General features: G+C 63.3%; 11 protein-coding genes. 7 read left to right on the forward strand and 4 right to left on the reverse strand.

The features are described from left to right. Nucleotides 1-158: 158 nt before the first annotated feature. The 5 genes from BLW25_RS10195 to glnT all read left to right on the forward strand — a co-directional run bounded on the left by BLW25_RS10195 (nucleotide 159) and on the right by glnT (nucleotide 5,657). Nucleotides 159-1,097: a hydrogen peroxide-inducible genes activator gene (locus BLW25_RS10195; RefSeq protein ID WP_092898737.1), complete on the forward strand. Its 939-nt coding sequence runs from the start codon at nucleotides 159-161 to the stop codon at nucleotides 1,095-1,097. A gap of 186 nt (nucleotides 1,098-1,283) precedes the next feature. Then, nucleotides 1,284-2,174, forward strand: coding sequence for a class II glutamine amidotransferase (locus BLW25_RS10200; RefSeq protein WP_092895980.1), 891 nt, complete (start codon nucleotides 1,284-1,286; stop codon nucleotides 2,172-2,174). A 1-nt stretch (nucleotide 2,175) separates the two neighbouring features. Beyond that, nucleotides 2,176-2,859 (forward strand): GltB/FmdC/FwdC-like GXGXG domain-containing protein, encoded by a 684-nt coding sequence (locus BLW25_RS10205; protein ID WP_092895982.1) that lies wholly within the window; start codon nucleotides 2,176-2,178, stop codon nucleotides 2,857-2,859. Between the two features lie 10 nt (nucleotides 2,860-2,869). Continuing rightward, complete coding sequence (locus BLW25_RS10210) at nucleotides 2,870-4,207, forward strand: FMN-binding glutamate synthase family protein (protein WP_092895984.1); 1,338 nt, start codon at nucleotides 2,870-2,872, stop codon at nucleotides 4,205-4,207. 106 nt (nucleotides 4,208-4,313) lie between these two features. Beyond that, nucleotides 4,314-5,657: a type III glutamate--ammonia ligase gene (gene glnT / locus BLW25_RS10215; protein WP_092895986.1), complete on the forward strand. Its 1,344-nt coding sequence runs from the start codon at nucleotides 4,314-4,316 to the stop codon at nucleotides 5,655-5,657. 66 nt (nucleotides 5,658-5,723) lie between these two features. Here the strand turns inward: glnT and BLW25_RS10220 are convergent, their stop codons facing one another. Together BLW25_RS10220 and BLW25_RS10225 are read right to left on the reverse strand one after the other, a co-directional pair. Further along, complete coding sequence (locus tag BLW25_RS10220; RefSeq protein ID WP_092901851.1) at nucleotides 5,724-7,034, reverse strand: MFS transporter; 1,311 nt, start codon at nucleotides 7,032-7,034, stop codon at nucleotides 5,724-5,726. A gap of 135 nt (nucleotides 7,035-7,169) precedes the next feature. Next, nucleotides 7,170-8,066, reverse strand: a complete 897-nt coding sequence (locus tag BLW25_RS10225; RefSeq protein ID WP_092898738.1) for an NUDIX hydrolase — start codon at nucleotides 8,064-8,066, stop codon at nucleotides 7,170-7,172. Nucleotides 8,067-8,284: 218 nt separating this feature from the next. Between BLW25_RS10225 and ilvD the strand changes: the two genes are divergently transcribed. Then, entirely contained in the window at nucleotides 8,285-10,123 is a 1,839-nt protein-coding gene (gene ilvD / locus BLW25_RS10230) for a dihydroxy-acid dehydratase (RefSeq protein ID WP_092898740.1), read from the forward strand. Between the two features lie 66 nt (nucleotides 10,124-10,189). Here the strand turns inward: ilvD and BLW25_RS10235 are convergent, their stop codons facing one another. Continuing rightward, a complete protein-coding gene (locus tag BLW25_RS10235; protein ID WP_092898742.1) occupies nucleotides 10,190-11,395 on the reverse strand; it encodes an MFS transporter in 1,206 nt (401 codons plus the stop codon). Between the two features lie 194 nt (nucleotides 11,396-11,589). Beyond that, nucleotides 11,590-13,200 carry an alpha-amylase family glycosyl hydrolase gene (locus tag BLW25_RS10240; protein ID WP_092898744.1) on the reverse strand — a complete coding sequence of 537 codons (1,611 nt, stop codon included), beginning with the start codon at nucleotides 13,198-13,200 and terminating at the stop codon, nucleotides 11,590-11,592. Nucleotides 13,201-13,586: 386 nt separating this feature from the next. Here BLW25_RS10240 and BLW25_RS10245 point away from each other — a divergent pair, with 386 nt between their 5' ends. After that, nucleotides 13,587-14,831: an MFS transporter gene (locus BLW25_RS10245; protein ID WP_092901854.1), complete on the forward strand. Its 1,245-nt coding sequence runs from the start codon at nucleotides 13,587-13,589 to the stop codon at nucleotides 14,829-14,831. Nucleotides 14,832-15,119: the final 288 nt, after the last annotated feature.

Genomic DNA, 15,119 nt, shown 5'->3' on the forward strand with positions numbered 1-15,119 from the left:
TCCGACTGGCTGCGGTTTCTCGCGTAGCGCGCATGTCCTGGAAGGGCGCGGACCGGCCTGATGCCGAATCCCCCCACCTGCCTGGCTGCCCTCAGGTCTAGCCCGGCTCTGGAATAATTCAAAATTGCAAAAACTTACCCATGCGATAAGATGTTCTTATGAATGCTCTGTCGATGAAACATCTGCGCTATTTCGAAGCGCTCTCGCGGATCGGCCATTTCGGGCGTGCCGCCGAGGCCTGTGCGATCTCACAGCCGGCGCTGTCGATGCAGATCCGCGAGCTGGAGGCGCTGATCGGCGCGCCGCTCGTGGAACGCGCCGCGCGCCGGGTCCGTCTGACCGCTCTGGGCGAGGAATTTGCCAGCCGTGCCCGTGATATACTGCGCCGCGTCGACCAGCTTGGCGATCTGGTGCGGGCTGCGGGCGACGAGCCGGGCGGCATTCTGCGGATCGGAGTCATTCCGACAGTCGCGCCCTATCTCCTTCCCGGTCTGATCCAGCATCTGACCCGGCGCTGGCCCGCGCTTGATCTGCGCCCGCGCGAGGCGGTGACGCGCACGCTTTTGACCGATCTGACCGCCGGGCGGCTTGATCTTGCCATCCTCGCCTTGCCGGTCTCGGAACCCGCGCTTGAAGAAGTCCCACTGATCGAGGAGGAATTTCTGCTGGTCCGCCCCCGCTCGGATGCCGGACGCCCGGTGCCGGATGCGGCGCGGCTGGCCGAGATGAAGCTTCTCCTGCTGGAAGAGGGCCATTGCTTCCGCGATCAGGCCCTGTCCTTTTGCAAGATCCCTGCCTCGCGCGCGCCGCGCGATCTGATGGAGGGCAGTTCGCTTTCAACGCTGGTGCAGATGGTCGGTGCGGGAATCGGGGTGACGCTGATTCCCGAAATGGCGCTGCCGATCGAGACGAAATCAGCCCGGGTTGCGGTCGACCGGCTTGCCGCACCGCATCCGAAACGGGTGATCGGCATGGTCTGGCGGCGGTCAAACCCGCTTGGCCCCCAGCTCATGCGGATTGCTGCGCTGCTGAACCAGAGCCTGCCCGCCATGCTGCCAGAGCAAAACCTGCCGCATGGCAGCCCGCATCAGCCCTGATTTTACGCGCCTTTCCTGCGCTTGCCGCCGGCGCCTGCCGTGCTGCTTTGCAGCGGCTGCACGGAAATCCGGCAGCCGCCGGAAAATGCGCCAACAGCTTTCCTTCCATTCAACTTTATTTCTTGTGTGTTTGTTTGTCTGGTTGTTAGGATTGTTTTGCGCCAGAGCTAATAGGGAGCCGCTTCGATGTGCGGGATTGTTGGACTTTTTCTGAAGGACCGTTCGCTGGAGCCCGATCTGGGCCGTTTGCTGACGGATATGCTGATCACGATGACGGATCGCGGTCCTGATTCTGCTGGGATCGCGATTTACGGTGATGATGCGGGGGGCAAGCTGACGGTTCAGTCTGCCTTTGCGGATCGCGATTTTGCGACGCTGGAGGCGGATCTCGGGGCGGCGATCGGGGCGAAGGTTTCGCTTTCGCGCAAGGACAGCCATGCGATCCTGACGCTTGCGGCGGATAAGATCGCGCTCGCACGGTCGACGCTTGCGGCTCTGCGGCCGGATGTGCGGGTGATGAGCGCCGGCGATTCGATCGAGATCTATAAAGAGACCGGTCTGCCGAAGGATGTGGCGGCGCGCTTTGGCGTCTCAAAAATGTCGGGCCGGCACGGGATCGGCCATACGCGGATGGCAACCGAATCGGCGGTCACCACCATGGGGGCACACCCGTTCTCGACCGGGCTTGATCAGTGCCTTGTGCATAACGGCTCGCTGTCGAACCACAATTCGCTGCGCCGTGAGCTGATCCGCGACGGTGTGAAGTTCGAGACCCAGAACGATACCGAAGTCGCTGCGGCCTGGCTGTCGCATCAGCTGGCCCAGGGTGTCGAGCTTGGCGATGCGCTGCGCGCCGGTCTTGATGTGCTCGACGGCTTCTACACCTTCGTCGTCGGCACCAAAGACGGCTTCGGCGTGGTGCGCGACCCGATCGCCTGCAAGCCGGCGGTCATGGCCGAGACCGACCAATATGTCGCTTTCGGATCGGAATACCGCGCGCTGGTCAACCTGCCGGGCATCGAGGACGCCCGCGTCTGGGAACCGGAACCCGCAACCGTCTATTTCTGGAAGCACTGATATGCAGACGATTGACCTTGCAACCACCACTCTGCGCGACCTGAACGCGACGCTGCAGGCCACCAAAGGCCAGACCAATGCCACCGCCTGGGAGATCGTGAACCCGAAGGGCAGCCATGCGCTGGCCGTCGGCCTCGATGCCCCGATCGAAGTCACCGTCAAGGGCTCGACCGGCTATTACACCGCCGGGATGAACAAGCAGGCGACCGTCACCGTGAAGGGCTCGGCAGGCCCGGGTGTTGCCGAGAATATGATGTCGGGCACCGTCGTGATCGAGGGCGATGCCAGCCAATATGCCGGGGCGACCGGCAATGGCGGGCTTCTGGTCATCAAAGGCAATGCATCATCGCGTTGCGGCATTTCGATGAAGGGCATCAATATCGTCGTGCATGGCAATATCGGCCATATGTCGGCTTTCATGGCACAATCGGGCAATCTGGTTGTGCTGGGCGATGCCGGTGACGCGCTTGGCGACAGCCTTTACGAGGCGCGGCTCTTTGTCCGGGGCAGCGTCAAATCCCTCGGCGCCGACTGTATCGAGAAAGAGATGCGCCCCGAGCATATCGCGATCCTCCAGGACCTGCTGGCCCAGGCGGGCGCGGATGCAAAGCCCGAAGAATTCAAACGCTACGGCTCGGCCCGCAAGCTCTATAATTTCAACATCGACAATGCGTCGGCTTACTGAGGGATCGGCCATGAAAGACGAACAGAAGACGATCCCGCAGACCGTGCCGCGCCAGTCCTGGACCTATAGCCAGGAGATCAATTCCGAGATCCGCCGCGCCGCCGCCACCGGCATCTATGACATCCGCGGCGGTGGGGCAAAGCGCAAGCTGCCGCATTTCGACGACCTCCTGTTCCTTGGCGCCTCGATCTCGCGCTATCCGCTGGAAGGTTACCGCGAGCGCTGCGAGACCAAAGTGGTCCTCGGCACCCGTTTCGCCAAAAAGCCGATCACGCTCGATATCCCGATCACCATCGCGGGGATGAGCTTTGGCGCGCTTTCGGGCGCGGCGAAAGAGGCCCTTGGTCGCGGCGCCACGCTTTCGGGCACTTCGACCACCACCGGCGACGGCGGCATGACCCCCGAAGAGCGCGGCCATTCCAAGACCCTGGTCTATCAGTATCTGCCCTCGCGTTACGGCATGAACCCAGATGACCTGCGCCGCGCCGATGCGATCGAACTGGTGGTCGGCCAGGGCGCCAAACCGGGCGGCGGCGGCATGCTTCTGGGGCAGAAGATCTCGGACCGGGTTGCCAAAATGCGCAACCTTCCCAAAGGCATCGACCAGCGCTCGGCCTGCCGTCACCCCGACTGGACCGGCCCCGATGACCTCGAGATCAAGATCCTCGAGATCCGCGAGATCACCGGCTGGGAGAAGCCGATCTATATCAAGATCGGTGGTGCACGGCCCTATTACGACACGACGCTGGCGGTCAAAGCGGGCGCCGATGTCGTGGTGATCGACGGTATGCAGGGCGGCACCGCCGCAACCCAGGACGTGTTCATCGAACATGTCGGCCAGCCGACGCTCGCCGCACTGCCCCAGGCGGTCAAGGCGCTGCAGGATCTGGGCATGCATCGCAAAGTGCAGCTGATCGTCTCAGGCGGCATCCGCACCGGCGCCGATGTGGCCAAGGCACTGGCGCTTGGCGCCGATGCGGTCGCAGTCGGCACCGCCGCGCTGATCGCGCTTGGCGATAATGACCCGCATTGGGAAGCCGAATACCAGAAGCTCGGCACCACCGCCGGGGCCTATGACGACTGGCATGAGGGCAAGGATCCCGCCGGCATCACCACCCAGGACCCCGAGCTGCAAAAGCGCCTCGACCCGGTCCAGGCGGGGCGGCGGCTCGCGAATTACCTCAAGGTGATGACGCTGGAGGCCCAGACCATCGCGCGGGCCTGCGGCAAGAACCATGTCCATAATCTCGAACCGGAGGATCTCTGCGCGCTGACGGTGGAATCGGCCGCCATGGCGGGCGTGCCGCTCGCGGGAACCAGCTGGATCCCGGGGCGCGGCGGCTACTGAACTGCTTTGGAAAGCCGGTCCGGATCTGGGCCGGCTTTCCTTTTCACAACATCAGGCCAGCCCCTCGACGGGCCAGCTGTATCAAAACAACAGGGAATCGAACAAAATGGCCTTGGACAAAGGGCAAAGCGCAAAGCCGCAGACCGGTGCCGAACTGAAGGCTTATGCCGAAGAGCGCGGCATCCGCTATTTCATGATCTCCTTCACCGATCTCCTGGGGTATCAGCGCGCCAAGCTGGTGCCGACCTGCGCGATCGAGGGCATGTGCCAGGATGGCGCCGGTTTCGCAGGCTTTGCGACCTGGCTCGACGTCACCCCGGCGCATCCCGATATGCTGGCCGTGCCCGACCCCTCGACCGTGATCCAGCTGCCCTGGAACCCCGAGATCGCCTGGGTCGCCTCGAACCCGGTCATGTCGGAAAAGCCCCTCGACCAGGCGCCGCGCAATGTGCTGCGCAAGCTGGTCGATGAAGCCGCCGAGCTGGGCCTGCGCGTCAAAACCGGCGTCGAGCCGGAATTCTTCCTGCTCAACCCCGATGGCTCCGCCGTCGCCGATGAATTCGACGATGCGGTCAAGCCCTGCTATGACCAGAACGCCATCCTGCGCCGCTATGACCTGATCAAAGAGATCGCCGATGCGATGCTCGATCTCGGCTGGGAACCCTATCAGAACGACCACGAAGACGCGAATGGCCAGTTCGAGATGAACTGGAAATACGATGATGTGCTGGCCACCGCCGACAAGCACGCCTTCTTCAAATTCATGACCCGCGTTCTGGCCGAGAAATACGGGCTGCGCGCCACCTTCATGCCCAAACCCCTGATGGGCAAGACCGGCAATGGCTGCCATGCCCATATCTCGGTCTGGACCATGGACGGCAAGTCGAACGCGTTTTCGGATGACAGCAAAGAGCTCGGTCTGTCCGATAAGGGCCGCGCCTTCCTCGGCGGCATCATGAAACACGCCTCGGCACTCGCGCTGATCTGCAACCCGACGGTCAATTCCTACAAGCGCATCAACGCGCCCCGCACCTCGTCAGGCGCAACCTGGGCCCCGAATTCGGTGACCTGGACCGGCAATAACCGCACCCATATGGTCCGCGTTCCCGGACCCGGCCGGTTTGAACTCCGCCTGCCCGACGGCGCCGCAAACCCCTATCTCATGCAGGCCGTCATCCTTGCCGCCGGTCTCGACGGCATCCGCACCAATGCAGACCCGGGGCCCCGCTCCGACATCAACTTCTACACCGAGGGCCATCTGATCAAAGACGCGCCGAAACTGCCCCTCAACCTCCTCGACGCCATCCGCGCTTTCGATGCAGATACCGAGCTCAAAGCCGCCCTCGGCGAGGAATTCTCAAGCGCCTTCATCAAGATGAAAACCCAGGAATGGAACGAATATTGCGGCCATTTCACACAATGGGAAAAACAAAATACACTCGATATCTGAAGTCGGATAAGTGAAAGAAACGCCGCCCGGAATGATCTCCGGGCGGCGTTTTCTGTTGCAAATCGGTCAGTTCAGCGCGGCCTGCTTTGTTTCGGCATCAATCGTCCAGGCCAGCAGCGCCGCCAGCGCCAGCAGGCCCGAAAACAGCCCGATCGCCATCGCCGTGTCCTGGATGAAGAGATGCACCAGAACCGAAGGCGCCAGCAACCCGCCCAGCCGTGCCATCGCCCCGGCCGCCCCCATGCCGGTTGCACGGCTCTCGGTCGGATAAAGCTCTGGCGTGAAGGCATAAAGTGCGCCCCAGGTGCCCAAAAGCGCAAAACTCATCACCATCAGCGCGGTCGCGATCAGCACAGGCCCGGTCGAGAGGGTGAACAAAAGGCAGGCAGCCGCGCTCAGGATCAGGAATCCGATCAGCGTTTTCCGCCGCCCCCAGGCCTCAACCCCCCAGGCCGCCAGCGCATAGCCAGGGATCTGCGCCAGGGCCAGCACGACCAGGAAACCATAGCCGCGTACAAAGCCGAAGCCCTCATTCGCAAGCCGCGCCGGCATCCAGGTGAAGACCCCGTAATAGCTCATCGAGACGAGGAACCAGACCGCCAGCATCGGGATGGTGCGCCGGATCAGCACCGGCGAGAAGATCCCGGTTGCGCCTGTGGCCCGGGGCAGTTCAACCCGTGCGGCGCCGGTCGTTTCCTTTCCGTTCATGACAAGCATCTGGTCGAGAACGGCTTTTGCCTCGGCCTCGCGGCCTTCGCGCAGAAGGTGCAACGGGCTTTCCGGGATCCAGAAGCGCAGGAAGATGCCGATCACCGCTGGCACGCCGGTCACGAAAAAGATCACGCGCCAGGTCTCGATCCCGCCAAAGCTGCTCGCGGCCCAGGCGGTCAGTGCGACGATCACCGTCCCCACCGCCCAGAAACCTTCCAGCATCACCAGCCAGCGGCCGCGGCGCGACGGCGGCAGGAATTCGGCCATCATCGCGTAATCCACCGGCAACGTGCCACCGACCGCAAGACCGGTCAGGAACCGCAGGACCAGCAGCGTGGTGAAATCCGGGGCAAAGGCCGAGGCGATGCCGAAAACCGCATCCATCGCGACTGTGATCAGGAGGATTTTGCGGCGCCCGAAACGATCCGCAAGCCGCCCGAAAACCGAGGCGCCTATCAGCATGCCAAGGAAAAACAGCGTGCCGGTCTGCAGGGCCTGCGGCACCTCCATTCCGAAGCTGGCCGCGATGGAGGCGACGGTAAAACCTACCGCCAGCACCTGCATCGCATCCGCCGTCCAGACGAGGCCAAAGACCCCCAGAAGCCGACGCTGGAACCTGCCGGTCCCCGCCCTCTCCAGCACCGTATCGACTGCAATAGCGGTCATCGTCATCCCTTCCCTGCCCCCCATTTTCCGGGGTGTCTGATAAAATATACTCACCATGAGCATATGTAGGCGGGAGCGAAATATACTCGATGTGAGTTTATGTCAATTCCGTCTGTGGCGGATTTCGCGAAAGGCTCAGCCCCGGCTGACCGGCAGCCTGGTGCCGGCGAGCGCGCGTGCCTCAAGCACTGCCGGGCGATAGCGGAACAACATGGCGGGCCGGCCACGGGATTCGGTCGTGGTCTCGCCGGTTTCCTCGATCAGTTCCTGCTGGTCGATCTGCCGGCGAAAATTCGATTTATGCAGCCTGAGGCCGATCAGTGCCTCGACCAGGCGCTGCAATTGCAGAAACGTGAAACTCTCCGGCATAAGTTCAAAGGCCACGGGGCGGTATTTGATCTTGGCCCTGAGCCGCGCGATCCCTGTCGCCAGAATGCGGCGATGATCTCCCTGCATGGCCCGCCCCGCGCCTGCCAGCCCTGTTCCGATCTGGTCAATGGCTTCGCCAACCAGCCCGGCCTCATAGAGCAGCTCATAGCGTGACAGAACCAGATCCTCGTTCCAGGCCTGACCATCAAGGCCGAAAGCATGGGAGATCCGCTGCACGCGCCCGGGATCGCTGGCCGCCCAGAGGTTCAGGGCCGCAATCATGCGCTGCCAGCCCTCGGGCAGGCCGCTGCGGTGATCCTCCCAGGGGAGATACTCATACCAGCCATGCCATTCTGGCCGCCCCGTCCCCGGCGCCGCCTGTTCGCGCACAAGACCGAGATAGGAGATCGATATCCGCCGCAGATCCGCGTCTTCCCCCCGGTCACGGTCAGCGAAGGTGTAAAGCTGTTCCAGAAAGCCCACCGGATGCCCCGTCTGGCTTTCGATCCAGTCCCTGAGCCCCGCCTGCAGGCTGCGATGCGACGAAGTGAACGGGCCCGAGGGCAGTGCCTCGCCGGCGGCAACCGTCATCACCCGGGGCGCGTCCCCGGTCACTGCGGCAAGCACCGCAATCAGGTCTGCCTGAGCCAGCCCCGTGGTCACCCTTGCCTCCGCTTTGACCTCTGCCTGACCCCGGACTAGCACGCGGGCGCAGCCTGGCCAACCATTGCCCCGGTCGTGAAGCCGCAAACCTGTAACAGCCCTTTAATCCGCGCCCCGCTTACGTTAATTCAGTGGGGAAACCCCAAACCCGGCTTCCTGCCAGACCGTCGCCCGGAGGAGGTGCGGCGGGAAACTCCCAGGCGAAAGACGACAGCCAGATGCCAGCCTATCGTTCCAGAACCACCACGCATGGCCGCAATATGGCCGGGGCCCGCGGGCTCTGGCGCGCCACGGGGATGAAGGACAGCGATTTCGGCAAGCCGATTATCGCAATTGTAAATTCCTTTACCCAATTCGTGCCCGGTCACGTCCATCTCAAAGACCTCGGCCAGATGGTCGCGCGTGAGGTCGAGGCGGCGGGCGGTGTCGCGAAAGAGTTCAACACCATCGCCGTCGATGACGGGATCGCGATGGGCCATGACGGGATGCTTTACTCGCTCCCCTCGCGCGAGATCATCGCGGATTCGGTTGAATATATGGTGAACGCGCATTGCGCCGATGCCATGGTCTGCATCTCGAACTGCGACAAGATCACCCCCGGCATGCTGATGGCTGCGATGCGGCTGAACATCCCGGCGATCTTCGTCTCGGGTGGGCCGATGGAGGCCGGCAAGGTCACGCTCGGCGACGGGCGCGAGGTCAAGCTTGATCTCGTTGACGCGATGGTGGCCGCGGCGGATGACAAAATGTCAGACGCAGATGTGGATGCGATCGAGAAAGCGGCCTGCCCGACCTGTGGCTCGTGTTCGGGGATGTTCACCGCCAATTCGATGAACTGCCTGGCCGAGGCACTTGGTCTTGCGCTGCCGGGGAATGGCTCGACGCTGGCGACACATGCCTTCCGCAAGGGGCTCTTCCTGAAATCGGGGCGGATGATCGTCGAACTGGCAAAGCGCTGGTACGAGCAGGATGACGCGAATGTGCTGCCCCGCACCATCGCCAGCCGCGCAGCCTTTGACAATGCGATGGCGCTCGATATCGCGATGGGCGGCTCGACCAATACCGTGCTGCACCTTCTGGCCATTGCCCGGGAAGGCGGCGTCGATTTCGGGATGGATGAGATCGACGCGCTGTCGCGCAAAGTCCCCTGCCTGAGCAAGGTCGCGCCGAACGTGGCGGGCGTGCATATGGAAGATGTCCACCGCGCCGGCGGCATCATGTCGCTTCTGGGCGAACTCGACCGCGCCGGGCTGATCAATCGCGACTGCCCGACCGTCCATTCCGAAACCATGGGCGAGGCGCTTGCCGCCTGGGATATCGCGGTGACGAACAACCCCGAGGCGCGGGAATTGTATCTCGCAGCCCCCGGCGGGGTGCCGACGCAGGTTGCGTTCTCGCAAAGCTCGCTCTGGCCCAGCCTGGATACCGACCGCGAAAAGGGCGTGATCCGCTCGGTCGAACATGCTTTCTCGAAAGAGGGCGGCCTTGCGGTCCTGAAGGGCAATATCGCGCTGGACGGCTGTATCGTGAAGACCGCAGGCGTCGACGAGTCGATCCTGAAGTTCTCGGGCCCCGCCGTGGTGTTCGAAAGCCAGGACGCGGCGGTCAAAGGCATCCTGAACAAGGGCGTCAAGGCCGGGGATGTCGTGGTGATCCGCTATGAGGGGCCGAAAGGCGGGCCGGGGATGCAGGAAATGCTCTACCCGACCTCCTATCTGAAATCGCGCGGCCTGGGTAAGGCCTGTGCGCTGATCACCGACGGGCGGTTCTCGGGCGGCACTTCGGGCCTTTCCATCGGCCATGCCAGCCCCGAAGCGGCAGCAGGCGGCACCATCGGCCTGGTGAAGGACGGCGATCTGATCGAGATCGACATCCCGAACCGCACGATCACGCTCGCGGTCCCCGAGGCCGAACTGGCGGCACGGCGCGTGGAACAGGACCGTCTGGGCTGGAAACCGGCACAGCCGAGAAAGCGCAACGTGACCACCGCGCTCAAGGCCTATGCCGCCTTTGCGTCTTCGGCCGATAAGGGCGCGGTGCGGATCCTGCCGGAGTAATCTGCGGCCAGGCCATGAACCAAAAAAGGCGGGTGATCCTCTCACCCGCCTTTTTCATTTTGCGTTCTATTTCGCCTGTGGCGCCTCATGGGTCTTTGCGTAATGGGCAAGGATGCCCAGCATCGCGATCCCGGCCACCGAAAAACCGATCGCCACGATCCCTGAAGACCGATAGCCCCAATGCAGCGCGAAGCCGGCGGCCAGCGGCCCAAGCGCGTTTGCCGCGTTAAAGGCCGCGTGGTTCATTGCCGCCGCCATGCTCTGCGCCTTGCCCGCAACATCCATCAGCCTGGTCTGCAGCGGCACAAAAACGCCCGAGCTCAGCCCGATCAGGAAGGCCGACAGGGTCATCTGCACCCAGTCGCCCACCGCGTAAGACGCATAGCCCTGCGCCAGGATCATGAAGATCAGCAGGAGCAGCGCCGCTTTCATTGTGCCGAGCCGGATTGTCAGCCGGGCCGCCAGGATCGAGCCCAGCGTGATCCCCACACCAAACGTGGCCAGCATCAGCGTCACGCCCCAATCCGGCGGGTTCGCGGTCGCCAGCATCGCCGCCGAGAGGAAGGAATAGACCGCGAAAAGCCCGCCGCAGCCGATCAGCCCCACCGCAAGTGTCAGAAGGACCGAGGGGTTGAACAAAGCCCGCAGCTCATCCATCGGGCGCGCATTGGGGTCAACGCCGACCCGTGGCGCCAGTTTCAGGATCAGCACCGCTGAAATCAGCGCGAGCACGCCCGGCAGCGCAAAGCCGAACCGCCAGCCAAGACCCTGGCCCAAAAGCGCCGCGAAAGGCACGCCGACGATATTTGCGACCGTCAGACCCAGCATGACCTGGGTGACGCCTTTCGCCCGCTGCTCGCGCGGCAGCGCATCGGCGGCAAAAAGCATCGCCACGCCAAGGAAACCACCATGCGGCATCCCGGCAAGGAAGCGCGTCACCAGCAGCGTCGAAAAGCCAGGCAGCACCGCCGCCAGCAGGTTCAGGACACCGTAAGCCGCAATCAGCCCGGCCAGGTAGCGCCGCCGGGGCAGTCTCGCGCCCAGAAACGAGGTCAGAGGAGCGCCTATGACCACGCCGAACGCATAGGCCGCGACGACTTTGCTGGCCTCGGCCTCCGGCACACCAAGGTCTTTGGCATACCAGGGCAAAAGCCCCATCGAGGCGAATTCAGACGTGCCTATGGCGAAAGCGCCAAGGGCGAGCGCAAGGATCGCCCAGCTATAATCGGAAGAGCGGCCGGGCGCGGAAGAGCCACTGAGCGGCGGGGACATGGGGCACCTGATATGAAATGAGAAACCGGAATCTGCCGGTCGGCCTTTTAGCGTTGTTTGCGATAACGGCGGGCGGCTGTCCATGGGCCAGTCTATGCGCGAATGCAGGGCAGGTTTGCAAAGGGCACAACGATGGACAAAACGCCCGTTCTCCAGGCAGGATTGTGCCACTCAGCCCCCCCGGTGCCCGCGCCTCAGCTCAGCCCCGGGCCCCCACCGGTGATGCGCAGAAAGCCAAAGCCATTGCCGTCCAGCCGCACAATACCGGGCGTCAGGCCAAGCCCCTGGGACGGGCCGGTCTGATGCCCCTCTCCGTCAAGACGCAGCCGGACCGCCTCCCTGCCAAGATTAAAGAGGCACAGAAGATCGCCGCGCAGGAAGGCCAGCACCGGATCGGGCGCAGTCAGGAAAGTGGTCTTGCCCGCGCGCAGCCCGGCTTCGGCGCGACGGAAGGCCAGCATGGCGCGGTAGCTTTCCAGGACGGAGCCGTGGGCGCCCTCCTGTGCGGCGACATTCCTCGCCAGCTGCGGCGCTTTCACCGGCAGCCATGGCGTGCCGGTGGTAAACCCGCCATTGGCGCTCGCATCCCAGACCATCGGTGTGCGGGTATTGTCGCGCCCGACCGGCGCCGGCCAGAAGGCAATGCCCTGCGGATCGGTCAGCTCCTCAAAGCTGAGTTCAGTATCGGTCTGGCCAAGCTCCTCGCCCTCCCACAGGCAGATCGAACCCTCGAATGACAGCAACAACGCGCCCGCCAGTTTCGCAAGGCTGTCCTGGTCGACCGCATAAGGCAGCCAGCGCGTCACCTGGCGCGGCACATCATGATTGGCAAAGGCCCACATCGGCCAGCCCTGGGGCGCGCCAGTGAAGAAAGCCTCGATCCGGTCGCGGAAATAGCCCGGGGTGAAGTTCCGCCCGAACATCTCGAAACTATAGCACTGATGCAGACGCCCCGGCGCGGTATAGTCACCCATCATCTGTATCGCGCGATGGGTATCGCCGACCTCGCCCACGCTCGCCGCGCCATATTCATCCAGCAGCGCCCGGATCCGCCCAAGCCAGGCCAGGTTCTCGGGCCGGTTCTTGTCGAACAGGTGATCCTGCATGTCATAGGGATTGTCGGGCGGATCAGCGAGGTCACGCCAGTCGGCCGGATTGTCGCGCAGCTTCCGGTCGTGGAAATAGTAGTTCACGGTATCAAAGCGGAAGCCATCCACGCCGCGCTCCAGCCAGAAGCGCAGGACCGAGAGCGCCCAGTCCTGCACCTCCGGGTTGTGGTAGTTGAAATCGGGCTGCGATGTCAGGAAGTTATGCATATAGAACTGGCGGCGGCGGCCATCCCAGGTCCAGCCCGGGCCGCCAAAGACCGAAAGCCAGTTCGTCGGCGGCGTGCCGTCGTGGTCGGGGTCCACCCAGACATACCAGTCGGCGCGCGGATTATCACGCGAGGCGCGGCTTTCCGTGAAAAACGGGTGCTGATCTGACGAATGGCTGATCACCTGGTCAATGATGACCTTCAGCCCGAGGTCATGCGCCGTGGCGATCAGGGTGTCGAAATCGGCGAGTGTCCCGAAAACCGGGTCGATATCGATATAGTCTGACACGTCATAGCCCATATCCTTCATCGGGCTTCGAAACACCGGCGAGAGCCAGACCACATCCACCCCGAGCCCCGCCAGATATGGCAGCCGCGCGGTGATACCGGGCAGGTCTCCGACCCCGTCGCCATTCGAATCCTGAAAGCTGCGCGGATAGACCTGATAGGTCACCGCGCCCTTCCACCAGTCACCCGCCGCTTTGCTCACGCCCGCCTCCTCACTGAACCCACTATATCCTGAAACGTTTCAAACCCGGCGAAGATGAAGCCCCCGCCATGGCGCGGGCCGCCGCATGGACATGCCGGCTGCAAAAGCACCTAAGGCGGCAGCTGCGTTCCGAAAGCGGGCCTCTGCGCGCTGTATGATAGGAACAGCCAGCATCCGCGCACATTCCGGCATTCCCGCGCCTCCGTCGCAGCTCCCCGTTTGCGCTCACATTCGCGCCGCCCGGTCGCGGGGGCAAGAGGGCAGGTCCGGTGAGGCTGACACGCGCCGGAACACGGGCGCTTGTATGCATCACAATTCAGCATTTGACGCCACCCGGGGCCCGGCGCAGGGTGCCGCGACGCGAGAAGGAATACCCGATGTCACAGATGACCGCCGCCACCAAAGCCCCGCTGATGACCCCCGTTCTGATCGCGGGTTCGGTCATCCTGATGATCGGCTTCGCGATCCGCGCCTCGTTCGGCGTCTTCCAGATCCCGGTCGCGACCGAATTCCACTGGGCGCGCAGCGAATTCAGCCTGGCCATCGCGATCCAGAACCTCGCCTGGGGGATCGGTCAGCCGATCTTCGGCGCGCTGGCCGAGAAATTCGGGGATCGCAGGGCGATCATCGGCGGTGCCCTGCTTTATGCGCTTGGTCTTGTGCTGACGGCGATGGCCACCCAGCCCTGGCAACATCAGATGCTGGCAGTGATCATCGGCTTCGGGATCGCAGGCACCGGCTTTGGCGTGATCCTCGCAATCGTCGGCCGCGCCGCCGCGCCCGAGAACCGCTCGATGGCGCTCGGGATCGGCACGGCGGCGGGGTCGGCGGGCCAGGTCTTCGGAGCCCCCATGGCCGAGTTCCTGATGCAATATTATTCCTGGCAATGGGTTTTCGTGATCTTTGCCGGCGTGGTGCTGCTGTCGCTGTTCGCGCTGCCCTTCATCCGGTCTGAACATGTCGCCTCAAAGGCCGAGCTGGAAGAGAGCCTCGGCGAGGTCCTGCGCCGCGCCTTCAAAGACCCATCCTACACGCTGATTTTCCTTGGCTTCTTTTCCTGCGGCTATCAGCTGGCCTTTATCACCGCGCATTTTCCGGCCTTTGTCACCGATTTCTGCGGCGCGATTGATCCCGGTGGATTTCTTGCGATGATCGGGATCACGACAACCTCTGCGCTCGGAGCGGTCTCGATTGCGGTGATCGGGTTCTTCAATATCGCCGGCACCATTTTTGCGGGCTGGCTGGGCAAGCGCTATACGAAGAAATACCTTCTGTGCGGCATCTATGTGCTGCGCACCATAGCAGCCGCGGTGTTTTTCCTGCTGCCGATCACCCCGGCCTCGGTCCTGATCTTCTCGGCGGTGATGGGCTCGCTCTGGCTGGCCACCGTGCCGCTGACCTCGGGACTGGTCGCGCATCTGTGGGGGCTGCGCTATATGGGAACGCTTTACGGTTTTGTGTTCCTGTCGCATCAGATCGGCGGCTTCCTCGGCGTCTGGCTCGGGGGCAAGATGTATGACCTTCATGGCGACTATACCCTGGTCTGGTGGATCGGTGTGGGCGTGGGTGCGTTTTCCGCCCTGGTGCATCTGCCAATCCGTGAACGGCAACCGCTGACGCAACCGGCCTGAGCGGTAGCTGTTGAACCCGGGCAGAGGGGGCTCTGCCCCCTCGCGGCTGCGCCACCCTCCCCCGGGATATTTAGAGACAGATGAAATCAGCAAAGGCTTTTCATCTGTCTCTAAATATCCCCGCCGGAGGCTTCCCCGGCCGGAACACAGGCGCTGACAATGCCATGAGATATGCCCCCGTCGCCAAACGCGCTTTACCACCTTGCCGCGATCAGATAAGGGGCCTCGTTCCCGGATGATCCGGGACGGGCTTACCCTGCGCGACTTGCAGGGTCAGGGTAACAGGAG

The sequence above is a fragment of the Rhodobacter sp. 24-YEA-8 genome (assembly GCF_900105075.1).
Classification (GTDB): domain Bacteria; phylum Pseudomonadota; class Alphaproteobacteria; order Rhodobacterales; family Rhodobacteraceae; genus Pseudogemmobacter.

Coding starts and splice junctions, on each gene's coding strand:
- BLW25_RS10195 (WP_092898737.1), top strand. CDS start 159: ATGAATGCTCTGTCGATGAAACATCTGCGCTATTTCGAAGCGCTCTCG.
- BLW25_RS10200 (WP_092895980.1), top strand. CDS start 1,284: ATGTGCGGGATTGTTGGACTTTTTCTGAAGGACCGTTCGCTGGAGCCC.
- BLW25_RS10205 (WP_092895982.1), top strand. CDS start 2,176: ATGCAGACGATTGACCTTGCAACCACCACTCTGCGCGACCTGAACGCG.
- BLW25_RS10210 (WP_092895984.1), top strand. CDS start 2,870: ATGAAAGACGAACAGAAGACGATCCCGCAGACCGTGCCGCGCCAGTCC.
- glnT (WP_092895986.1), top strand. CDS start 4,314: ATGGCCTTGGACAAAGGGCAAAGCGCAAAGCCGCAGACCGGTGCCGAA.
- BLW25_RS10220 (WP_092901851.1), bottom strand. CDS start 7,034: ATGACCGCTATTGCAGTCGATACGGTGCTGGAGAGGGCGGGGACCGGC.
- ilvD (WP_092898740.1), top strand. CDS start 8,285: ATGCCAGCCTATCGTTCCAGAACCACCACGCATGGCCGCAATATGGCC.
- BLW25_RS10235 (WP_092898742.1), bottom strand. CDS start 11,395: ATGTCCCCGCCGCTCAGTGGCTCTTCCGCGCCCGGCCGCTCTTCCGAT.
- BLW25_RS10245 (WP_092901854.1), top strand. CDS start 13,587: ATGACCGCCGCCACCAAAGCCCCGCTGATGACCCCCGTTCTGATCGCG.